This window comes from Ruegeria profundi, assembly GCF_049800715.1.
GTDB lineage: Bacteria > Pseudomonadota > Alphaproteobacteria > Rhodobacterales > Rhodobacteraceae > Ruegeria > Ruegeria profundi_A.
In genome coordinates this window covers 13,727-36,403 of record NZ_JBNAFO010000001.1, presented here as the reverse complement: position 1 = coordinate 36,403, position 22,677 = coordinate 13,727, and the positions used below count along the sequence as shown (strand labels likewise).

The following is a 22,677-nucleotide window of genomic DNA, read 5'->3' as shown; positions in this document are numbered from 1 at the left end:
CTATTCAGCCGCGACACGGGTGCCTGAAAGCATCGGTTTGAGGTAACGCCCCGTGTGGCTCCGCTCGACTTCAGCCACTTCTTCCGGTGTTCCGGTGGCAACGATCTCGCCACCGCCATCGCCACCTTCCGGGCCGATATCAATGATGTGGTCCGCGGTTTTCACAACGTCCAGATTGTGTTCGATCACGACAACCGTGTTCCCCTGATCGACTAATTCATGCAAAACTTCCAACAGCTTACGTACATCTTCGAAATGCAGACCCGTGGTCGGCTCGTCCAGAATATACAGCGTCCGCCCGGTTGAGCGTTTCGACAACTCCTTTGACAGTTTGACCCGCTGCGCCTCACCTCCAGACAGCGTGGTCGCCTGCTGGCCCACCTTGATATAGCCCAGCCCAACGCGCGCTAGAGCATCCATCTTGTCGCGGATCGACGGAACGGCCTTAAAGAACTCTTGCGCGTCTTCGACCGTCATATCAAGCACATCGGCGATGGACTTGCCTTTGAACTTGATCTCCAGCGTTTCGCGATTGTACCGCGCACCTTTGCAAGTCTCGCACGTGACGTAGACATCAGGTAGAAAGTGCATCTCAATCTTGATGACACCGTCGCCCTGACACGCTTCACATCGACCGCCCTTGACGTTGAAACTGAAACGCCCGGGCTTGTAGCCGCGCGCTTTGGCCTCGGGCAACCCCGCGAACCAGTCGCGGATCGGCGTGAATGCCCCGGTATAAGTCGCTGGATTTGAACGCGGAGTGCGCCCGATGGGACGCTGATCGATGTCGATAACCTTGTCCAGATGCTCCAACCCTTTGATCGTTTCACAGGGCGCAGGCGTTTGACGCGCGCCGTTCAAGCGCATCGAGGCCGTTTTGAACAGCGTCTCAATCGTCAACGTCGACTTGCCCCCGCCCGACACGCCGGTCACGCAGACGAATTTGCCCAGGGGGAACTCGGCGGTCACGTTCTTTAGATTGTTACCGGTCGCTTTCACTACGGTCAGCTTTTTCTTATTGCCCTTGCGCCGTTCGGCAGGCACCGCAATTTCTCGCGTACCAGCCAGGTATTGCCCCGTGACGGAGGCCGCATCTGCCGTGATCTCGGCTGGCGTTCCCTTGCTTACAACCTGCCCGCCATGAACACCCGCTCCAGGGCCGATGTCGAACACGTAGTCGGCCTCACGGATCGCTTCCTCATCGTGCTCAACGACGATCACCGTATTGCCCTGATCTCGCAGGTTTTTCAGAGTGCCTAGCAGGCGATCATTGTCCCGTTGGTGCAAGCCGATTGACGGCTCGTCCAGAACATAGAGAACGCCTGTCAGGCCCGATCCGATCTGGCTGGCAAGCCTGATACGCTGGCTTTCACCACCGGACAGAGTTCCACTTGAACGCGACAGCGTAAGGTATTCCAATCCCACGTTATTCAGGAACCCGAGGCGTTCGCGAATCTCCTTCAAAATCGCTCGTGCGATCTCGTTTTTCTGAACGCTCAGATGGTTCGGCGCGTCCTCGACCCAAGCCAGAGCCTCACGGATCGACATCTCGACTACCTGCCCAACGTGGAGGCCAGCGATCTTCACGGCCAAGGCTTCCGCGCGCAGACGGTAGCCTTCGCAGGTGCCGCAAGGACGGTTGTTCTGGTAGCGCTCAAACTCTTCCCGAATCCAGGCGCTGTCGGTCTCGCGATAGCGACGCTCCATATTCGGAATGACGCCCTCGAAGTTGCGCGTCACCTGATAAACACGCCCACCTTCATCATAGCGGAACTGGATTTCCTCATCCCCAGAGCCGCGCAGAAACACCTGTTGCACCTTCTTAGGCAGGTCTTTCCACAGCGTGTTCTTGTCGAACTCATAGTGGCGCGCAATGGCTTCGATGGTTTGCAGGAAATACGGAGATTTCCCCTTTCGCCACGGCGCCAGGGCCCCGTCATACAGCTTCAGCGTCTGATCAGGTACCACGAGTCGTTCGTCAAAGAACAGCTCAACCCCCAGACCGTCGCAATCCGGGCAGGCCCCGAACGGGGCGTTGAACGAAAACAGTCGCGGTTCAATTTCGGGAATCGTAAACCCGCTGACTGGGCAGGCAAAGTTCTCACTGAAAGTAATCCGCTCAGGATCCCCTTCGCGCGGCACGGTTTCCAGAATCGCGATCCCATCAGCCAGATCCAGAGCGGTACGCAGACTGTCGGCCAGCCGCGTCTCCATCCCTTCGCGCACGACGAGACGATCCACAACCACGTCGATATCGTGGCGGAATTTCTTGTCCAGCGTCGGCGGTTCATCCAGTTCGTAGAACTCACCATCCACCTTGACGCGCTGGAAGCCCTGCTTGCGCAGTTCAAGAAACTCTTTCTTATATTCGCCCTTCCGGTCGCGCACGATGGGGGCCAGCAGGTAACCGCGCGTCCCCTCCTCCATCGTCATGATCCGGTCGACCATATCCTGCACTTGTTGCGCTTCAATGGGCAGACCAGTCGCAGGGCTGTAAGGTGTCCCCGCACGCGCAAACAGCAGTCGCAGGTAGTCATAAATCTCGGTCACCGTTCCAACGGTCGAGCGAGGGTTCTTGGACGTGGTTTTCTGTTCGATCGAAATCGCCGGAGACAGACCGCTGATATGGTCCACATCTGGCTTTTCCATCATATCCAAGAACTGCCGCGCATAGGCCGAGAGGCTTTCGACGTAACGGCGCTGACCTTCGGCATAGATCGTGTCAAAGGCCAACGAGGATTTACCCGAGCCAGACAGCCCGGTGATCACCACCAGCTGGTCGCGCGGGATATCCACGTCGATGCTCTTGAGGTTATGCTCGCGCGCGCCGCGCACCTCGATATTCTTCAGCTCAGCCATTCTGGCCCCCAACAAACACGTCCCTCAGAGATAGGCGAGCGGCGCTGAGTCTCCAACAGAAAAGTTAGAACAAAATGTGAACGTACCGATTATTGCCGACACATACTGACATCAGCCCAAAACAAAGCCGGCCTCGCGCCAAGAACCAGTGATTTTCGGAAATTTCGAGGGAAAATGGCGCGGTTGACGGGGCTCGAACCCGCGACCCCCGGCGTGACAGGCCGGTACTCTAACCAACTGAGCTACAACCGCGCATCTATTTTCGTGGCCTTTTAACTGGACCAAGTCTGGCAGCGATGGCGCGGTTGACGGGGCTCGAACCCGCGACCCCCGGCGTGACAGGCCGGTACTCTAACCAACTGAGCTACAACCGCCCGCTGCCCGTTCGTTGCTGAACGTTGGGGTGTATTATGGCTACGCTCGGGCATCGTCAAGCGGCGTTTTGAAGTTTTTTGCCTGAAGCCTGATTTTTGTTTGCAGCCGCTCCTCGGCCATCCTTCGAGGCGCGGCGCGTGTGACCGAGCATTTGTGCCCCACCTGCAACAGCATATTGAAATCGCGCCGACCCCCTACTCCTCCTTAACGATAAAAACTAACCAGACATTCATGCGCTGTAGTCTCATTTTAACCCGCGCCAACAAAAACACAAATCGGAGCAGCAACATGAAAAAAATCATTGCTACCAGTGCATTGACCAGCCTTCTACTGACCGGCGCAGCATATGCCGTCGAGGTGACTGGCGGATATGTGGACCTGGGCTATTCCACCTTCACGGACAGCGATCTTGGCGACGTCTACAACCTTAACGGCGCGGGCGAGCTGGCGTTTTCCCGTGCGTTCAGCCTGCAGTTGGATGCGGGCGGCTACCGGTTCGAGGACGAGGACTATAACGGCACAAACGTCACCCTGCACGCCAACCTGCACACGCAAACCGCCTCTTTCGGAGCTTTCTACGGGCAGGACCATATCGAAGACGAGACGTTCCAATTCTACGGCGTTGAGGCCGGTTTCGGCGCAGGCCCTGCACAGATCGAAGGGTACCTGGGCTTTCAAGACCTGAAAGAAGCCTCGGGCGCGGATGGCGCAATTCTGGGCTTCTCGGCCGGAGGGGCCGTCAATGACAAATGGACAGTGATCGGCAAATACGACTACCTGAACGACATTGAAGGCGCTTTGGACGTCAGCGCATTTTCGATTGGCGCGACCTATAATGTTGGCACCAATGCACAGGTTTACGGCGAATTCGGCGCAGCCCACCTGTCCATCGGCAGCGGCAGCAGCACCGAACCCTTCCTTGGCGCAGGTGTCCGTATCAATCTGGGCAACGAGCGCGGCACAACCTTCGGACGCCGTGGCGTTCTGGACAAACTACCCGGCCTCTAAAGAAGATCAGACCCCGGCTTGCATACTGGCCGGGGTCCCGCCCCTATAAGTCTTGCAGCCGCAGATAAGCTGCGATAAGACGCCGGGCAATGGGTGATTAGCTCAGTGGTAGAGCGCTTCGTTCACATCGAAGATGTCAGGAGTTCAAATCTCTTATCACCCACCACCTCCAATTTTTCCCATCTGCAGACAACGCTTGTCAGGTCAAAAGCCGCCTGCGTATCCTTGATGCACGCAGTGTAAAGGGTTGACGCAGATGGCCAAATTGAAGCGTGACATTGGCCTACTGGGTCTGACCTTCATTTCCGTCGGTGGCATTATAGGCTCTGGATGGCTGTTCGGCCCGCTCTTGGCTGTGCAACATGCAGGACCAGCTGCGGTTCTGTCCTGGATCATCGGCGCGGTGGCCATGTTTGTTCTGGCCATCACATTCGCCGAAATCTCAGCCATGCTGCCTATCCCAGGTGGGATCGCCCGGGTTCCTCAATTCTCTCATGGCAACATCGTCGCGATGGCGATGGGTTGGACGGCTTGGATCGGCTACAACACCACTGCGCCAATCGAGGTTGAAGCTATGTTGAAGTACTTAGCCCCCTACGCGCCATGGCTGCACACTTCCGAGAGCGGAGATCTGACGAGCGCAGGTGTGCTGATTGCTCTATCCTTCATGCTTCTGTTCGTTGCCGTCAACGCCTTGGGCGTCAAATTCTTCACACGTGTCAACGCCACATTAACTTGGGCGAAGATAGCGATTCCGGTCATTCTCTCAGTACTCTTGATCGTGAGCAGGTTTGAGGTTCAGAACTTCAGCCGACCCGACGGGTTCGCCCCATACGGACTGCAAGGCATCATGGCTGCGGTGTCGACTGGGGGCGTGATCTTTTCCTTCATCGGATTTCGTCACATCGTCGATATGGCGGGTGAGGTCCGCAACCCGAAATTCGCAATCCCAGCCGCACTGATCCTCTCGATCGTAATGTGTGCGGCCATCTATCTAGCCTTACAGATCGCATTCATCGGCGCCCTTGACCCAACTTCGCTTGCTCAAGGCTGGTCCAGTCTCAACTTCGGCGGTGAAGGGCCGCTGGATGCCGTGATAATGTCCGTCGGCATTGTCTGGTTCCTAAGCATATTGAATGTCGGCTCGGTCATCGGGCCATTCGGCAACGGGCTTGTTGCAACAGGATCAAATGCTCGGATCGCTATGGCCCTGTCGAAGAATGGATTTCTTCCTCAACGTATCATGCGCTTGTCCTCGTTCGGAGTACCCCTCTGGGCGCTTGCATTGAATTTCGGGATCGGAGTTTTGTTCCTGCTTACAGTCCCGTTTACCACGGTCATCGCATTGAACGGGGCGGCCATCGTTTTGTCTTTCGCGGTCGGACCAATCGCTGTCGTATGCCTCAGAAAGCTGATGCCAGATCATCCACGCTCGATCCGAATCCCCGCTGTCCGTTTCGTAGGCGCTCTGGCCTTCGCCATCGCGACACTGATCGTTTATTGGAGCGGATGGGACACTGTATGGCGCTTGGGCGTCGCGTTGATCATCGGAATGATCTTGTTGCTGATCCGCTTTCACAATCGCCTGGATGAAATGGATGTGGCCGAAGCGCGTTGGCTGATGCCCTATTTCGCCGGCATCGGCGTAATCTCAGTATTCGGCCAGTTCGGCGAAGGTGCTCTGAAGCTCATCCCGTTCGGTTGGGATATTCTGGTCTGCATTCTATTCTCGACGGCAATCTTCATGATCGCTGTCCGGTCGTCCTTAGCAGACGAAAAGTTTCAGAAATACATCGAAGAAGAGGAAATTTTGGACCCGAAACAACCCGTTATCGGGCTATAGAAAAAGGCGGGGACCAGCCCCGCCTTTTTCGGTGTGTCTTAGTGTGCCGTAGCAGACGGCCCAGAGATTTCAGCCGCTTTCGCAGCCGCAGCCGCAGCCTCTTCTGCGGCTTCGTCCCATTCGATGGGCTCAGGCTCTTCTACCAGTGCCTGTTTCAGCACTTCCGAGACGTGTTTGACCGGGATGATCTCCAACCCTTCCTTCACGTTGTCCGGAATGTCGGCCAGGTCCTTTTCGTTTTCTTCCGGGATCAGAACCGTTTTGATGCCACCGCGCAGAGCAGCCAGCAGTTTTTCCTTCAAACCACCAATCGGCATCGCATTCCCGCGCAGCGAGACTTCGCCGGTCATAGCGATGTCCTTCCGCACCGGAATGCCGGTCAGCACGGACACAATCGAAGTCACCATCGCCAAACCAGCCGACGGGCCATCCTTAGGCGTTGCGCCATCCGGCACGTGGACGTGGATGTCGATCTTGTCGAACTGAGGCGGCTTCACCCCGATCTGAGGCGAAATCGACCGCACATAGGACGAGGCCGCGTCGATGGATTCCTTCATCACATCGCCCAGCTTACCGGTGGTCTTCATCCGCCCCTTGCCGGGCAGCTTCAGCGCCTCGATATGCAGAAGGTCCCCGCCGACCGAGGTCCAGGCCAAACCGGTGACAACACCAACCTGATCGTCCTGTTCCGCCAGACCATAGCGGAACTTGGGCACGCCGAGGAAATCATCCAGATTTTCAGGCGTCACGGTAACCGAGTCGGCCTCTTTCTTGATGATCTTGGTCAGCGACTTCCGTGCCACTTTGGCTATTTCACGTTCGAGGTTCCGCACGCCCGCCTCGCGAGTATAAGTGCGGATTATCGACTGCAGCGCCTCATCGGTCAGTTCAAATTCCTTGGCTTTCAGACCATGGTTTTTGACCTGTTTGCTGATCAGGTGCTGTTTGGCGATCTCGGATTTTTCCTCTTCGGTGTAACCGGCCAGCGGGATGATCTCCATCCGGTCTAGCAGAGGCCCAGGCATGTTGTAGCTGTTCGACGTGGTCAGGAACATCACGTTGGACAGGTCATATTCGACCTCAAGATAATGATCCATGAACGTGTTGTTCTGTTCCGGGTCCAACACCTCCAGCATCGCCGAGGCTGGATCGCCACGGAAGTCCTGCCCCATCTTGTCGATTTCATCGAGCAGGATGAGAGGGTTTGTGGTTTTCGCCTTCTTCAGCGCCTGAATGATCTTGCCGGGCATCGACCCGATATAAGTCCGACGGTGACCCCGAATTTCGGATTCGTCGCGCACACCACCCAGCGAGATGCGAATGAATTCGCGCCCCGTGGCTTTTGCGACCGATTTACCCAGCGAGGTTTTACCCACACCCGGAGGGCCAACAAGGCACAGGATCGGGCCTTTCAGCTTTTTCGAGCGCTGTTGAACCGCCAGATATTCGACGATCCGCTCTTTGACCTTCTCAAGTCCATAGTGATCGGCATCCAGAATGTCCTGCGCGCGACCCAGATCCTTTTTAACGCGGGATTTGGTGCCCCACGGCAGTGACAGGATCCAGTCCAGATAGTTACGCACGACAGTGGCTTCAGCCGACATCGGGCTCATGTTGCGCAGCTTCTTCAACTCGCCTTCAGCCTTTTCACGCGCCTCTTTCGACAGCTTGGTCTCGTTGATCTTTTCTTCAAGTTCGGCGACTTCGTTCGAGCCGTCCTCGCCATCGCCAAGCTCCTTCTGAATGGCCTTCATCTGCTCATTCAGATAATACTCGCGCTGAGTCTTCTCCATCTGGGATTTGACGCGAGTCTTGATCTTTTTCTCGACCTGCAGAACCGACATCTCGCCCTGCATCAGGCCATAGACCTTCTCAAGCCGCTCGCTGACCGAGAGCGTTTCAAGCAGTTCCTGCTTCTGCTCGACCTCAATGCCCAAGTGACCCGACACGAGGTCGGCCAGCTTGGCGGGCTCGGTGGTTTCACCTACGGCAGCCAAAGCTTCCTCGGGGATGTTCTTGCGCACTTTCGCGTAGCGCTCAAACTCATCCGCGACGGTGCGCAGCAGCGCTTCGGTCGTTGTGACATCGCCCGGAATTTCAGTCAGATACTCGGCACGGGCCTCGAAAAACTGATCGTTTTCAAGGAATTCCGTGATCTGCACACGCGCCTGCCCTTCGACCAGCACCTTGACAGTGCCATCGGGCAATTTCAGCAGCTGCAGAACATTGGCCAGAACGCCAGCCTGATAGATACCATCCACATCCGGATCATCGACACTGGGGTCGATCTGGCTGGACAACAGAATTTGCTTATCATCCTGCATAACCTCTTCCAGCGCGCGGACCGATTTGTCTCGGCCCACGAAGAGCGGCACGATCATATGTGGGAACACCACAATATCGCGCAGCGGCAGGACGGGGTATGAGGAATTCAGAGGCTCTTGCATGCTCTATCCTTATCATTGGCAAGACGGCTCTGGTCCCTGCTTGAGGCAACCGCTGGCCGTCTCCTGTCTTGGATGGTTTAAGGTGGGGCTGTTACCGCCCTATTTCAACCTCACCACCGTGTCTCAATTCGCAGCATGACCAAAGGTTCTGCGGACCGCAAGGCACGCCGAGAAGATATCCACCGAAATTGTGCCGGTGCCTGCTAAATCGGCTCAATATCGCCCTGCGCACGCTGCGCATGGAAATTGGTCTGCCAGGCCTCAAACGTTCCTGCCGCAATCGCGTCGCGCATGCCCTGCATGATTTCCTGGAAGTAATGTAGGTTGTGCCAGGTCAACAGCATGCCAGAGATCATCTCGTTCGAACGGAAGACATGGTGCAGGTAGGCGCGCGAGTAGTTCGAACAGGCAGGGCATGTGCACTCTTCATCCAACGGACGTGGATCATCGGCATGGCGCGCGTTCTTGATATTCACCACGCCGTGCCGTGTAAAAACTTGACCGGTGCGTCCGGACCGGGACGGCAAAACGCAATCCATCATGTCCACACCCCGCGCCACAGCTCCCACGATATCATCCGGTTTGCCCACCCCCATCAGGTAGCGCGGCTTGTCAGTGGGCAGGAAATCTGGGGCAAAATCGAGGCAGTCAAACATCGCCTCCTGCCCCTCACCCACGGCCAGACCACCGATGGCGTAGCCTTCGAACCCGATCGCTTTCAACGCCTCGGCGCTTTCCTCACGCAGGTCTTGTTCCAGCCCGCCTTGCATAATCCCGAACAGCGCGTGGCCCGGGCGATCCCCGAACGCATCCCGCGAGCGCTTCGCCCATCGCATCGACAGCTGCATCGACTCGGCAATACGTTTGCGGTCCGCAGGCAGTGAAGGGCATTCATCGAAACACATCACGACGTCCGACCCCAGAAGGCGTTGAATCTCCATTGACCGTTCCGGTGTCAGCTCATGCTTGGAGCCGTCGATATGAGATTTGAAGGTCACGCCCTTTTCGGTCAGTTTGCGCAACCCTGCCAGAGACATGACCTGAAAACCGCCCGAGTCGGTCAGGATGGGACGTTCCCAATTCATGAACTTGTGCAGCCCTCCCAAACGGTCGATCCGTTCGGCCGTGGGGCGCAGCATCAAATGGTAGGTATTGCCCAGCAGGATATCGGCCCCGGTGGCGCGCACACTTTCGGGCATCATCGCCTTGACCGTTGCTGCAGTGCCAACCGGCATGAAGGCAGGTGTGCGAACCTCGCCGCGTGGCGTGTTAATCACGCCGGTGCGGGCTTTGCCGTCGGTTGCTTTGAGGTCAAAGGAAAACTGCTGGGTCATGTCATCATCTCGGATCGCGGAACCGGGCAGGATTTGCCCGATCCGCCGGGTCTTTGCAACCCGTCAGGGCAGAGAGGCCACGCGGGCCGTAAACAGATCAACAACCCCTGCCCCGTCAACGTCCCGGCAGACCCAAACCGGGGGCCGCGCCTCATCCGGGATTGTGGCTCCGATTGCCTCGCCTTCGGTTGCCACCTTCAATCCTGTTTGAACGACCTCAAACATATGATCATGCGTGCAGGCGATGACGGCGGTCGAGTCGTGCAAGCCGCAGCCCTCCAACCCTCCGATCTCTTTGTAGAACTTCAGATAGAACCGAGAGATATCGCGCAGAAATGCCCCCATATCAGGCGATCTCAGGGCCAAATCCTCGAAATCAGCACTCTTGTAGAGCGTTTTCAGCGTCACATCTAAACCAACCAGAACAGTCTCAGGCGGTGCCGAAAACACCGCGTCGGCGGCTTTGGCGTCGTGGTAAATATTCGCTTCGGCATGTTCCGTGATGTTGCCGGGGCAATAGACTGCGCCGCCCATTATCACCAGGCGTTTAAGATTCGAGGCGAATTCTGGATCCAGAGCCATTGCATCCGCGATATTGGTCAAGGGGCCGACCGCGCACACGACAAGCTCACCCGGATGTTGGCGTGCCGTTTCAACCAGAAACGCGGCCGCGCTCAGGTCGTGGTTCTGCCCGATCTCTGGGATTTCGGTCAGATCACCAAAGCCTTCCGGCCCATGCACATGCTCGGATGGGCGATGGTCGTCCTCGCCTTGAGCAAAGGGGGCGCCCTGTGCCACCGGGACAGCTAGTCCAAGCTTATCAACCAGATAGCGCGCGTTGCGGCTGGATTGATGGACATGGGTGTTTCCGAAAACGGTGGTTAGCCCGATCAGGTCAATCTCGGGTGCGGCCGCAGCGTAGGCAATCGCCATTGCATCGTCGATGCCGGGGTCTGTGTCGATTATCAGTTTCATCCTCACCCGATAGCGCAAGCATTCACAGATGCAAAGCGGTCACTGACTTTAGGTTCAGCCATAAATTTCGGGTATTCTGGATTTGCAACCACCCCGGTTCCCGCCATACCAGAGTTGAAATCGGGCGACTCAATCCCCAAATGTATACTATAGTACACAATAAAAGAGGACAGTTATGACAGAAGAGCAGATCATCGGATTGCTTTCGTCGAATATCATTTACCTGTTGGCCGCCATTCTGGTGGTGGTCGTCATTTTCAAAGGTATCAAAATCGTTCCCCAATCTGAGAAGTATGTGGTGGAGCGGTTCGGGCGCCTGCACTCGGTCCTTGGGCCGGGGATCAACTTTATCGTTCCGTTTCTGGATGTTGCACGTCACAAGATATCCATTCTTGAGCGCCAGCTGCCCAACGCAACGCAGGACGCGATTACCAAGGATAACGTGCTGGTACAGATCGATACCTCGGTCTTCTATCGCATTCTCGAGCCGGAAAAGACTGTCTACCGTATCCGTGATGTGGACGGCGCGATTGCGACCACGGTCGCGGGTATCGTGCGGGCTGAAATCGGCAAGATGGACCTGGATGAGGTCCAATCGAACCGCGCGCAGTTGATTGCGCAAATTCAGGCCAGCGTAGAAACCGCTGTCGACGACTGGGGTATCGAAGTGACCCGGGCCGAGATTCTGGATGTGAACCTCGATCAGGCCACTCGCGATGCGATGCTGCAGCAGTTGAACGCGGAACGCGCGCGCCGCGCTCAAGTCACTGAGGCTGAAGGTCAAAAACGCGCGGTCGAGCTGCAGGCGGACGCCGAACTCTACGCGGCCGAGCAAACCGCAAAGGCCCGCCGCATTGAGGCCGAAGCCGAAGCCTACGCAACCGGCGTTGTTGCAAAGGCCATTCAGGACAACGGCATCGAGGCCGCGCAGTACCAGGTTGCTCTGAAACAGGTGGAATCGCTGAACGCCCTGGGTAATGGTACAGGTAAGCAGACGATTGTTGTGCCGGCCAACGCGCTTGAGGCGTTTGGCGATGCGTTTAAGATGCTCAAAGGGGTTAAATGATGGCTGACCCGTTTTGGATGACGTGGTGGATCTGGATGGCGGGCGCTTTGGCGCTCGGCATTCTCGAGATCGTCCTGCCCGGGTTCATCTTTCTCGGATTCGCCATCGGGGCCGCGGGCACCGGCTTGCTGCTTCTGATCCCGGGTCTTGCGCCCTCTCTGCCGGTTCTGATGCTGATCTTCGCAGTTTTATCGCTGGTTGCATGGCTGGCCTTGCGCAAGACCTTCGCGCACCCGCATGGGCAGGTGAAAACGTTTGAACATGATATCAACGACTAAGCACAGGCGGCACCCAAGAGTCATTGCACGACTGGACGCTGCCAAACCTGTTCCCTATATAAATACTCAGGCAACTGACCCGAGGCAAAGATGACTCACCCGAGTGAACAGTTAGAAGGCACACCCTTGATTGCGCCATCGAGCATTGAACACCCCCTGTATGATCAGGTGGTCGAAGCATGCCGGACGGTCTTTGATCCGGAAATCCCGGTCAATATCTACGACTTGGGCCTGATCTACACGATCGACATCAAGGACGACAACGCCGTTAAGGTGATCATGACCCTGACCGCGCCGGGCTGCCCCGTCGCCGGAGACATGCCGGGCTGGATCATGGAAGCCATCGAACCCGTCGCTGGCGTGAAGGAAGTTGACGTCGAACTGACCTGGGAACCGCCTTGGGGAATGGAGATGATGTCAGACGAAGCGCGGCTTGAGCTAGGCTTTATGTAGCATCAGCACCTAGCTAAGCCTTTGTCACAAAAGGTTAACCCTTCTGTTACCAAAGTGTAGAGCTACTGTCACAGTACTGCGGGACACATGCGGCGCAAGTGTTTGTATTCCCAAACGCTCTCGCAAACGGGCCTGACTGGAAGACACCGCCCCCCATGATACCGGCCCCGAAATTGGACCGCCCTTGCCCGAGGGCGGTCATTTTTTTGACCCTAGCTAACCCCGCACTTGGCTTTGATTTCATCCGATCGCGCGTCAAGCTGCTTAATGTAGTCACCGGACAGCATCTGCAACCGCTTGCCCTCGGTCCCGGTCACCAAACCCAGCAAAGCGCCTGCAGGAGTGATAGCGGCAACGCTTTCCAATTGCTTGTCCTCAGCATGTTTCTTCTCAGCTGCAATCGCACGCAGATCGCCTTCGGCGGTTGCGCAGTTGATAGGATGTCGTTTCAGAGTTTCATCGGCAGTAGCTGGGACCGACAGGGCCACAAGACTCCCACCAACCAAAAAAGCCCTTAAACACACCTTCACTTTACCTTCTAACCTATTCATTTTAATATATTCTCCCCAAATAAGATCTCTGACCTCAAGCGCGTGGCTGCGATCACCCAGAAACAGGCTATGCCTATCCTCAATGCGAAAGCAACACTGACTCGGCTGTGCTTTCAGTATCAAATTTCAATTTCTAGGGGCGCTCTGACTTGAGCCTACTGAAAGACGACCCTAAATTACATCTATCGCGCGACGACGGAGACTCAGATGTTCGGCATCCCCGGCAAGCAAGCCGTGACCATGACGCCCAAAGCGGCAGAGCAGATCACCCGCCTGATGAAGTCTGGCGGCCATGCCGGTCTGCGCATTGGCGTGAAAAAGGGTGGCTGCGCTGGTATGGAATATACCATGGACTACGTCGATGAGGCCGATCCCCATGACGAGGTCGTGGAACAAGACGGTGCGCGCGTGATGATTGCCCCAATGGCCCAGATGTTCCTGTTCGGCACCGAAATCGACTACGAGGTCTCGCTTCTGGAATCCGGGTTCAAGTTCAAGAACCCCAATGTTGTCGACGCCTGCGGTTGCGGCGAATCCATCAAGTTCGACGAAACCCTCGCCCAGCAATCCTAACTTGCGTTCAAGTGAATGTAGGTCTCGTTGTAACGCCGTGTCAGGTGCTCTCCGGCAGTGATCACTTTATCTGACGTCGGAGGGGCCACATTCGTGTGGTAGGACGGGTTGAAGAATAGCGGGACCGAGATCCTCTCATTCGTGCCGCCAACCACACGATGCTCGGTCGCCTTGGCGCGACCGGCAGTCCAGAACTCCAACATCTCACCAAAGTTGATGATGAACACGCCCGGCTCGGCTTCGACCTTTTCCCAGCTACCATCGGGCATCCGCACCTCAAGCCCCGCAGTGCCGTCGGTCGCCAGAAGGGTCACGCAGCCATAGTCGGTATGCGCGCCGATGCCGAAATCCTTCTCCCCAGCCCACTCCGGGCGCTGCGGATAATAGTTGCCACGCAACAAAGCCATGGGCGTGTCAAAAGCGTCGTCAAAACTGTCCGAGCCGCGCCCCAGAGCAACCGCAATTGCCCGCAGAACACGCATCGCGACATCGCAGGCGTCGGTGTAGTAGGACTGAATAGATTCCCGGAACCCCTCGGGCTTCGCAGGCCAAAGGTTCGGCGCATAGACGCTGAGTTTTTCCACGCGATATGGGTTTTCCGGGGGCAGCTCAAAGCCGCAATCGAACACTTCCTTGAAATCGGGATTTGCGTTTGGATCGACCTGTTCGGATCTCGGCGCGCCCCAACCCCGGTTCGATCCGGTTGACGCCATGTCGACCGATTTTTTCTCCTGCTCAGGCAAGTGGAAAAAGGCGCGGTAGGCCTCGATGACGTGCTTAACCCGCTCAGCGCTAAGCCCAGTGTTGCCGACGGTCAGAAACCCCACCTGCCCGACGGCCCGCAGCAATCTGGCAAGCTCATCAATGTCCTGATTATCCAATTTTTCAAGGTTGAGTTTGTCGATCATGGAACCCTCGGAATCGCTGCGCGGACCCTGCCTTTCCGGTACCAGAACTGCAACCGGAATTGTAAGGCCGGACCAAGGGTGATATCGCATGGAAAAACCTCAAAATAGCGACAAGGGAGACGCGGAGATGCGGCGCAAACTGGCGGCTGGAAACTGGAAAATGAACGGAACCAGCGCGGCGCTGAGCGAGTTGGACGCGCTTGCTGCTAAGCACCCATCGCCTAGCGTTGATGTCCTGATCTGCCCCCCCGCCACGCTGTTGCACCGGGCCGCTGAGCGCACCCAAGGCACGGGCGTTGCCGTCGGTGGACAAGATTGCCACTCCGCACCCTCGGGCGCGCATACCGGCGATACCAGCGCCGAGATGCTGAAAGACGCCGGAGCAACGGCCGTGATTCTGGGGCATTCCGAACGGCGCGAGGACCATGGCGAACAGAACGAAGATGTGCGCGCCAAGGCCAACGCCGTTATGGAGACTGGCCTCCAGGCGATCATCTGCGTCGGCGAAAGCCTTGAGCAGCGCGAGGCCGCAAACACGCTGGACATCATCGGAGGTCAGATGTCGGGGTCGATCCCGGACCGCTCCACCGGTGAGAACCTGATTGTCGCCTATGAGCCGATCTGGGCCATCGGCACCGGCAAAGTTCCGACATTGGACGAGATCGGAGAGGTCCATGACTTCATCCGCGCCCGACTGGAACGCCGTTTTGGCGAAGGCGTCGGGCGCTCGGTGCGTCTGCTCTATGGTGGTTCAGTCAAACCGTCCAACGCAGCCGAGATTTTTGGCGTGTCCAATGTGGATGGCGCGTTGGTCGGTGGGGCCAGCCTGAAAGCAGCCGATTTCTCGGGCATCGTCGAAGCACTGGAAACGGCCTAAGGACCCTCAGGCCAGTTTCATCGTGATCAGGCCCGCAACAATCAGAACCGCTGCGAAGATACGCGTGGCGGTGACGGCCTCGCCCAGAAACATGATGCCAACAAGAAACGCGCCAACCGCGCCAATGCCCGTCCAGATCACATAGGCTGTCCCCAGAGGAAGGGTCCGCATCGCAAGCGCCAGCAAGGCGAAGGACCCGATCATCGACACGCCCATCACAGCCGTGGGCCACAGCCGCGTGAAACCGGCCGATTGCTTCATTGCAACGGCCCAGACAATTTCCAACAGGCCGGCAAGTAGAAGAAAAATCCAGGACATCGAGGACCCCTATTCTGATATTCGGGTCGTCCCGAATGATCACCCTTGGTGGGGAGGTCGTCCTCTGACGCTCTAATTAGGTACTTCGCACCCGTCTTCAAGGCACGAAAAAACCGGGCGAGAAAACTCGCCCGGTTCACACTCGTTTATCACCCCTAGTTGGTTATGATTTCCGGCCCCATGAAGGTGTTGGGCAGGAAGGTCGATATCCACGGGATATACGTCACCATTATCAGGAAAACGAACAGGACAGCCAGGAACGGCAGCGCAGCCTTCACGACGCCCATCATCGGCATCCCGGCAACGCCAGAGGTCACGAACAGGTTCAGCCCGACCGGAGGTGTGATCATTCCGATCTCCATATTGACCACCATGATGATACCCAGATGGATCGGGTCGATGCCCAGTTCGATCGCAATTGGGAACACCAGAGGCGCCACGATCACCAGCAGGCCCGAAGGCTCCATGAACTGACCACCAATCAGCAAGATCACGTTTACCACGATCAGGAAAGTAACCGGACCCAGCCCAGCCGACAGCATGGCGCTGGCGATATGTTGCGGCACTTGCTCATCCGTCAGCACGTGCTTGAGGATCAGCGCATTGGCGATCACGAACAACAGCGTGACGGTCAGCTTGCCGGCCTCGAACAGCGTGTGCTTGGTATCGGGGTGGAAAAAAGCCGTGAGCAACGCATAGGGCTTTTTCAGCAGCGACAGGTTCTGCGTGCCTTCCTCGGTGCTGAGCGGCCCCATATCCTTGTAGACAAAGCTGGCGATGAAGAAGGCATAAACAGCAGCCACCGCAGCAGCCTCAGTCGGGGTAAAGATGCCCCCATAAATACCGCCGAGGATGATAACGATCAGGAACAGGCCCCAACCGGCTTCACGGGCGGAGACAAAGATCTCACCCCAACCCTTCCAATCACCCTTGGGCAGGTTCTTGACCTTCGCCATGACGTAAATGGTGATCATCAGCATCAAACCAGCCATCAGGCCAGGAATGACCCCCGCGAGGAACATTCGCCCGACCGAGACCTCAACGGCGGCCGCGTAGACAACCATCACAATCGACGGCGGGATCAGGATACCCAGCGTACCGGCGTTACAGATCACACCAGCGGCGAACTCCTTGGAATAGCCAACCTGACGCATCCCTGCGATGACGATTGAGCCGATGGCCACAACAGTCGCAGGGGACGACCCCGAAAGCGCTGCGAACAACATACAAGCAAACACGCCCGCAATCGCCAGGCCACCCGGAAGGTGTCCCACACAGGCAATCGAGAAACGGATGATCCGCCGCGCGACACCTCCGGTCGTCATGAAGGACGACGCGAGGATGAAGAACGGGATCGCCAGGAGTGTAAAGTGCCCCTCGAACGCCTCGAACAATGTGCCCGCAACCGATGCTAGTGAGCTGTCGGAATAGATCAGCAGGAACAGGGTCGAGCTGAGGCCAAGTGCCACCGCAATCGGAACCCCGATCAGTAGCAGGCCGATGACCATGGAAAAAAGAAGTACAACGTCCATTAGTCATGCTCTCCTTGCTGCGCACGAACCTCTTCGATCTCATCTTCAACCTCGTGGCTCGCGACCAGACGGTCCGCCTCACCACGCCATATCTGCACCGCGACCTGCGCAAAGCGGATCACCAGCAGCAACATCGACAGCGGAAGTATGAAATATGGAACAACCTTGGGCAGCTTCTCGTAATATTCGCCGTAGTTGATCAAGTCCTCGAGAAAGCGGAACGGCGCGATCATTGGGATATCGTCAACTTCGTAAAAGCTCTGACTGCGCGCGTCGAAGTTCAGACCCGTGGGAAACCAGCGTCCCGAGGTTGGCGGCAGATCCGCGAAGACAGCCCAATAGTCATATGACCCCTTCAGCAGCAGCAGCGAAAACGCGAGACAACAGGCCACCGAGATCAGCGCCAGAATCCGACGCGGCGCAGGGGCCAGCATGTTCAGGATCGCATCAACGCCCAGATGGGCGTGTTTCTTGACGGCATAGGACGCCCCCAAAAGCACCAGCCACCCAAACAGGAAGACCGTCAGCTCAAGCGCCCACAGGATATTCGAGTTGAAGAAGAATCGCGCGATCACGTTGGCAAAGGTCACGGCCGTCATCAGGCCAAGCAGCACTGCGATCAGGGTTTCTTCGATATGGTCGACCAGCCCAGCCGGGCCGGATTTCGCACCAGACATCTATCTGTCCCCACATTTTTTGTGATGATGAGAGTGTTGGGGCGGGCCTATTCCGGCCCGCCCGGCCTGCGCGCAGATTACTCCCCAGTCCCCAGCGCGCGGCTTGAACCGGGATCAGAACCCAGCGTTAATGGCCTGAGCGGCGTCGATCTTGTCCTGACCTACGTCATCCGCGAACTGGTCCCAAACCGGCTTCATTGTGTCGACCCAGGCCTGACGCTGTTCGGGCGTCAGCTGACGAATGATGCCACCCGCTTCGGTGATCGAGGCCTTGGCGGCTTCGTTCACGGCAAAGGCTTCTTTGTTACGGGTCTCGGTGACCTCAGCCAGAATGGTCAGGAATTGGTCACGCACTTCGGGGTCGAGGCTGTCCAGCCAGTCCACCGAGGTCACGACCAGATAGTCGATGATGCCATGGTTGGTCTCGGTGATGCCGTCCTGCACCTCAAAGAACTTCTTGCCGTAGATGTTGGACCAGGTGTTCTCCTGCCCGTCGACAACACCCTGTTGCAGCGCACCATAGACTTCAGAGAACGCCATTTTCTGCGGGCTGCCACCGATAGCTTCCATTTGCGCAACCAGCACGTCCGAGGACTGTACGCGGAACTTCAGACCATCTGCATCAGCCGGTGTTTCCAGCGGCTTGTTCGCCGACATCTGCTTCATGCCATTGTGCCAGAACCCCAGCCCCTGCAAACCGCGGCGTTGCATGCTGTCCTTCATTGCCTGACCGGCATCCGAGGCCTGGAAGGCATCCACTGCGTCAATGTTCTTGAACATGAACGGCAGGTCGAACAGGCGGAACTGCTTGGTGAACTTTTCGAACTTGGACAGCGAGGGCGCGGCCAACTGAACGTCGCCCTGAAGCATCGCCTCAAGAACCTTGTCATCATTGTAGAGCGTCGAGTTCGGATATACTTCGACGCACATGACGCCCTGCATCTCGTCATTGACGCGCTGCTCCAGCAGCGAGGCCGCGATGCCCTTGGGATGCTTGTCGGTGTTCGTCACATGCGCGAACTTTACGACGATCTCACCGTCGTCACACGCAGCCATGCCCGCTGTCGCCGTTACCGTCAAAGCCAGCGCTGTGGCTGCTGTTGTTAGGAATTTCATCTGTTTTCCTCCCAGACTTCCTCGAAATGTCTCATCGGCCCCATTTCGGCACCGTATGGACGGCAGTGAACCGACTGCTTCACGGTGAAACAACAATTTGTAACAGGCTTTGCGACGTCAGGATTTTTCGCATTAAAACAGCATATTACAACCTGCATTTAAAACACGAAATTCTGCCACGAGCGCACATGTGCGAAATCCCGCACATCTCTCGACGGTGCTGTGCGGAATCCCGCACAGTTTTTCGAATCACCCTCGAATCGCTCTGGCACCACCCGCAGTCCGCCTTAGCGGACTGCTTGGCACAACAGCTTTAACCGCATGCAAATGCGGGCAAAGCTGGCGGGAGCCCCTCCTATCGCCGGTAATCCTCGGGGCGAATCTGATACCGCGCCAGTTTGTCGTAGAACGTCTTGCGCGGCAGCTTCAACGCCTTCGCCGCGTCCGAGGCCTTTCCGTTGTGCCGCCCCAACGCAGCGATCAGCAACGAACGTTCCACCCGTGCCATCTGCTCGTTCAAGCCCAGATCCGTCGCCTCGGTAACCTCTTCGGGCATCCCCAAAACAAACCGCATGGCCGACGACATCAAAGAGCGCGCATTGCCCGGCCAATCGCTGGCCATCAACGCCGCAAGATGCTCAGGTGACACGTCCGGTTCAGCAATTCCCGCCTGCTCGGCGGCCTGCGCGACATAGTGACGAAAGAGCGTCGGGATATCCTCGGGTCGCTCTGCCAGAGACGGTATGCGTACCCGCATCACATCCAAACGGTAGTAGAGATCGGCGTTGAACCGGCCCTCAGCCGAGATCGCAGACAAGTCCGAGGTCGTGCCCGCAATGATCCGCGCCCCTGCGCCGCGCTCAATCACGTCCAGCGCTTCATACTGAGTCGCTTGCGGCATGGCCGATATCTCATCCAAAAACAGGGACCCGCCCTTGGCATCTTCGCAGGCTTGGGTGAATTCCTGAACGCTCAATCCGGCCGCCGCGCGTTTGACGAACGGTCCCTGCCCAACGGGCGACATCAGATGCACAACCTCGGCAACCTTGGAAATCCCGCTGCCCGCCGGGCCTGTGACCAGCACTTCGGCGCCAGTCGGAGCGACACTGCGCACCCGCTCACGCAAGGCCTCGGCTTGAGGGGAAAGGCCAAACAAAAGTCGCGCTGCGGGGTCTCCGCGTTCCAGCTCTGATTTTAACGCGCGTTGTTGGATGATATGCTCGCGGGCGTCAAAAGCCCGGTCGAGTACCGCTAGAAGGTCCGCCGCGGCACAGGGTTTCTCCAGAAAGTCGAAGGCCCCCTGCCCTATGGCCTGAACCGCCATCGGAATGTCACCCTCGCCTGTCAACAAAACAACCGGCAACTCCGGGTCGATTTCTTGCGCGTAGCTAAGCAGATGAAACCCATCCCGCCCTGGCATCCGGATGTCTGACAGGATCACCCCTGGAAAATCAGATCGAATGTGGTCTTTGGCGGCCACAAAAGACCCCGCCGCAATCGGCTGATACTCCGCCAGTTCGAGGGTCTGGGCCAGCGCCTCGCGCACGGCAGCGTCGTCATCTACCAACAAAACGACCCGAGTCATGCTGCCTGTTCCTTCTCACAAGGCTCCAGCTCGACCGTAAACTCTGCCCCTTCTTCCGTGTTGATCCCACGGATGTTGCCCCCGAAGCTCTGGACCAAACCGTAGGAGATCGAAAGCCCAAGCCCCATTCCTTCGGAAGAACCAACGGCCTTGGTGGAATAAAATGGCTCGAACAGCTTTTCCGTATTCTCGATCCCCGGCCCGATGTCCCGCACGGTAACTGAAAGCCTTTCGCCGGGATGAATCTCGATCTGAATGCGGCGGTCTTCCTGCTGGCTCATCGCGTCGGCCGCGTTGTTGATCAGGTTCACAAAAACCTGCACCAACCGGACCTCGCCGCCCCACGCAAAGACTGGATGTTCGGGCGCGGACCAGTCCAAAAAGACATTTTCGGAACGCAGCCGAGCCTCAGTCAACTCGACAGCAGCGTTCAGAACCTGCACCAGATCCACACGCCCCATCGGTTCGCTTTCATTGCGGGCAAATGCGCGCAGGTTCTTGATAATCCGCGCCATACGTGCCGCCATCTGAGAAATTCGACCCAGATTTTCCGCGGCTTTCTCGGATTTCCCTCTCTCCATGAAGGCTGAGCCATTGTCGGCAAACTGCTGGATCGCCATCAAAGGCTGGTTCAATTCATGGCTGATCCCAGCGGACATCTGTCCGAGTGCACTTAGCTTACCGGCCTGCACAAGATCCGCCTGAGCGCGCTTCAGGGCGGCTTCGGCCTCCTGCCGCTCTGTGATCTCGCGGCGCAGCGCGGCATTTGCTTTCGTCAGATCTTTGGTGCGTTTTGCCACACGGGTTTCCAGCACAGCGTTTGCCTCTGTCAGCGTGCGCCGCCGCTCGGTCGCCAGAAACAGCAACGCGCCGAAAGCCAAACAGAGGGCCGCAACAGTCGCGGCCTGCAATCCCGCCAGTCGCCGGGCCGGAGCAACATCCATCAAGACCTCACCGGTCATGCCGATGACCGGCAATTCCTTGACAAGATGCAAAGCCCGTCGCGGCAGATATGGACTCCAATCCAACGTCCAGAGTTCATATGGCCCCAAGCGCCGCGCCTGAAAAGACACCGCCTGGCCATCCGGAGGGGTCAAGCCAATCTCTGCGTCCACGCGTTGCCACATCAGCAGTTCCAGCCGGTTTGCAATGAAGACCAGACCGGAGTGATCGACAAAGAACACCGCTTCGGTGCTGCCGCGCCAAGTTTGTTCGATATCCTCAACGTCGGCAATCACGATCAAAGCCCCGATCACCGCTCCGCTGATATCGAAATCGGGCGCAGCATAGGTGAAAATCCGATTGCCGGGCCCCGGCAGAATACCATGCGCGCTCCCTAGCGCGCCTTGCATGGCGCGTGTGAAAGCTGGATTGTCTTGGACCGAGCCAGCGACACTTTCATGCGCAGACGCCAGAACCGCCCCGGACCGGTCGGCATAAAGAACCTCGACCGCCGCCGTTTTATCCGCGACCTCCAACAGCAACGCCTGCGCGGTGGCGCGTCCGGATAGTGTATCCAGATCCTCAAGCACGGGGTGGCTCGCCATCAGCACCGCCAGTTCCTGATAAACCTGCAACTGCGTGGTCAACCGATCCGCAGCTAGATCCAGATCAGCCTCAGCCTTTTCGCTGAGTTGAAACACAGCCTGCCGGTAGCCATAGGACCATACAACCGAAGACAAAACTCCGACCATCAATAGAAATCCGGCTATGATCAAAATGCGCTGCATGTCCTACGGTCTTGCATTGGCGGCGCCTTATGGCAAGTCTGCACAACTTCCAAAAAGCTTCGTGCCAGACTGCATCCCGCCGCAAAGACGAAATAAATCAGCCTCCGGGCGGGTGAAAATTCTGCAAAACCGCGCTAGCGCGCGATGCCTCCGGCGGGGATATTTAGGGCCA

General features: G+C 57.4%; 19 protein-coding genes and 3 tRNA genes. 8 read left to right on the top strand and 14 right to left on the bottom strand.

Going from position 1 to position 22,677, the window contains the following annotated elements:
• The 3 genes from uvrA to ACP15L_RS00175 all read right to left on the bottom strand — a co-directional run bounded on the left by uvrA (nt 1) and on the right by ACP15L_RS00175 (nt 3,233).
• A complete protein-coding gene (gene uvrA / locus ACP15L_RS00185) occupies nt 1-2,859 on the bottom strand; it encodes an excinuclease ABC subunit UvrA (protein ID WP_425082703.1) in 2,859 nt (952 codons plus the stop codon).
• A gap of 175 nt (nt 2,860-3,034) precedes the next feature.
• A tRNA-Asp gene (locus ACP15L_RS00180) sits at nt 3,035-3,111 on the bottom strand.
• Between the two features lie 45 nt (nt 3,112-3,156).
• Nucleotides 3,157-3,233: transfer RNA gene (locus ACP15L_RS00175), tRNA-Asp, on the bottom strand.
• A gap of 289 nt (nt 3,234-3,522) precedes the next feature.
• Between ACP15L_RS00175 and ACP15L_RS00170 the strand changes: the two genes are divergently transcribed.
• The 3 genes from ACP15L_RS00170 (at nt 3,523) to ACP15L_RS00160 (ending at nt 6,085) form a co-directional block, all read left to right on the top strand.
• Entirely contained in the window at nt 3,523-4,242 is a 720-nt protein-coding gene (locus ACP15L_RS00170; protein ID WP_425082702.1) for a porin, read from the top strand.
• 91 nt (nt 4,243-4,333) lie between these two features.
• Nucleotides 4,334-4,408: transfer RNA gene (locus ACP15L_RS00165), tRNA-Val, on the top strand.
• A gap of 90 nt (nt 4,409-4,498) precedes the next feature.
• Nucleotides 4,499-6,085, top strand: a complete 1,587-nt coding sequence (locus ACP15L_RS00160) for an APC family permease (protein WP_425082701.1) — start codon at nt 4,499-4,501, stop codon at nt 6,083-6,085.
• A 38-nt stretch (nt 6,086-6,123) separates the two neighbouring features.
• Here ACP15L_RS00160 and lon read toward each other — a convergent pair whose 3' ends face one another.
• From lon to ACP15L_RS00145, 3 genes are all read right to left on the bottom strand, one after another.
• Nucleotides 6,124-8,532: an endopeptidase La gene (gene lon / locus ACP15L_RS00155; RefSeq protein WP_425082700.1), complete on the bottom strand. Its 2,409-nt coding sequence runs from the start codon at nt 8,530-8,532 to the stop codon at nt 6,124-6,126.
• Nucleotides 8,533-8,735: 203 nt separating this feature from the next.
• Nucleotides 8,736-9,866 carry a tRNA guanosine(34) transglycosylase Tgt gene (gene tgt, locus ACP15L_RS00150; RefSeq protein WP_425082699.1) on the bottom strand — a complete coding sequence of 377 codons (1,131 nt, stop codon included), beginning with the start codon at nt 9,864-9,866 and terminating at the stop codon, nt 8,736-8,738.
• 63 nt (nt 9,867-9,929) lie between these two features.
• Entirely contained in the window at nt 9,930-10,841 is a 912-nt protein-coding gene (locus ACP15L_RS00145; RefSeq protein WP_425082698.1) for a nucleoside hydrolase, read from the bottom strand.
• A gap of 175 nt (nt 10,842-11,016) precedes the next feature.
• On the opposite strand from ACP15L_RS00145, the gene ACP15L_RS00140 reads away from it, so the two are divergent.
• The 3 genes from ACP15L_RS00140 to ACP15L_RS00130 all read left to right on the top strand — a co-directional run bounded on the left by ACP15L_RS00140 (nt 11,017) and on the right by ACP15L_RS00130 (nt 12,638).
• Nucleotides 11,017-11,907, top strand: coding sequence for an SPFH domain-containing protein (locus ACP15L_RS00140; RefSeq protein WP_170373587.1), 891 nt, complete (start codon nt 11,017-11,019; stop codon nt 11,905-11,907).
• The gene (locus tag ACP15L_RS00135; protein ID WP_170458086.1) at nt 11,907-12,185 is read left to right on the top strand and encodes a hypothetical protein; all 279 of its coding nucleotides are present in this window, start codon (nt 11,907-11,909) and stop codon (nt 12,183-12,185) included. Before ACP15L_RS00140 ends, ACP15L_RS00135 begins: the two co-directional genes overlap by 1 nt.
• 90 nt (nt 12,186-12,275) lie before the next feature.
• Nucleotides 12,276-12,638, top strand: a complete 363-nt coding sequence (locus ACP15L_RS00130; protein ID WP_170458085.1) for an SUF system Fe-S cluster assembly protein — start codon at nt 12,276-12,278, stop codon at nt 12,636-12,638.
• 212 nt (nt 12,639-12,850) lie between these two features.
• On the opposite strand, the gene ACP15L_RS00125 is transcribed toward ACP15L_RS00130, so the two are convergent.
• Entirely contained in the window at nt 12,851-13,189 is a 339-nt protein-coding gene (locus ACP15L_RS00125; protein ID WP_425082697.1) for a hypothetical protein, read from the bottom strand.
• A gap of 207 nt (nt 13,190-13,396) precedes the next feature.
• On the opposite strand from ACP15L_RS00125, the gene ACP15L_RS00120 reads away from it, so the two are divergent.
• On the top strand, nt 13,397-13,762 hold the full coding sequence (locus ACP15L_RS00120) for a HesB/IscA family protein (RefSeq protein WP_170467154.1): 366 nt from the start codon (nt 13,397-13,399) through the stop codon (nt 13,760-13,762).
• On the opposite strand, the gene ACP15L_RS00115 is transcribed toward ACP15L_RS00120, so the two are convergent.
• The gene (locus ACP15L_RS00115; protein ID WP_425082696.1) at nt 13,759-14,670 is read right to left on the bottom strand and encodes an isopenicillin N synthase family dioxygenase; all 912 of its coding nucleotides are present in this window, start codon (nt 14,668-14,670) and stop codon (nt 13,759-13,761) included. The two genes, ACP15L_RS00120 and ACP15L_RS00115, sit on opposite strands and share 4 nt — an antisense overlap.
• 127 nt (nt 14,671-14,797) lie before the next feature.
• Between ACP15L_RS00115 and tpiA the strand changes: the two genes are divergently transcribed.
• Entirely contained in the window at nt 14,798-15,547 is a 750-nt protein-coding gene (gene tpiA / locus ACP15L_RS00110) for a triose-phosphate isomerase (protein ID WP_425083194.1), read from the top strand.
• Nucleotides 15,548-15,553: 6 nt separating this feature from the next.
• On the opposite strand, the gene ACP15L_RS00105 is transcribed toward tpiA, so the two are convergent.
• From ACP15L_RS00105 to ACP15L_RS00080, 6 genes are all read right to left on the bottom strand, one after another.
• Nucleotides 15,554-15,865, bottom strand: a complete 312-nt coding sequence (locus ACP15L_RS00105) for a DMT family transporter (protein WP_425082695.1) — start codon at nt 15,863-15,865, stop codon at nt 15,554-15,556.
• Nucleotides 15,866-16,020: 155 nt separating this feature from the next.
• Nucleotides 16,021-17,397: a TRAP transporter large permease gene (locus ACP15L_RS00100; protein ID WP_170549035.1), complete on the bottom strand. Its 1,377-nt coding sequence runs from the start codon at nt 17,395-17,397 to the stop codon at nt 16,021-16,023.
• Nucleotides 17,397-18,074, bottom strand: a complete 678-nt coding sequence (locus ACP15L_RS00095; protein WP_170373581.1) for a TRAP transporter small permease — start codon at nt 18,072-18,074, stop codon at nt 17,397-17,399. The genes ACP15L_RS00100 and ACP15L_RS00095 overlap by 1 nt, the downstream gene beginning before the upstream one ends.
• 114 nt (nt 18,075-18,188) lie before the next feature.
• Complete coding sequence (locus tag ACP15L_RS00090) at nt 18,189-19,190, bottom strand: DctP family TRAP transporter solute-binding subunit (RefSeq protein WP_425082694.1); 1,002 nt, start codon at nt 19,188-19,190, stop codon at nt 18,189-18,191.
• Between the two features lie 355 nt (nt 19,191-19,545).
• Nucleotides 19,546-20,775 (bottom strand): sigma-54-dependent transcriptional regulator, encoded by a 1,230-nt coding sequence (locus ACP15L_RS00085; protein ID WP_425082693.1) that lies wholly within the window; start codon nt 20,773-20,775, stop codon nt 19,546-19,548.
• Entirely contained in the window at nt 20,772-22,505 is a 1,734-nt protein-coding gene (locus tag ACP15L_RS00080) for a sensor histidine kinase (protein ID WP_425082692.1), read from the bottom strand. The genes ACP15L_RS00085 and ACP15L_RS00080 overlap by 4 nt, the downstream gene beginning before the upstream one ends.
• Nucleotides 22,506-22,677 lie beyond the last annotated feature (172 nt).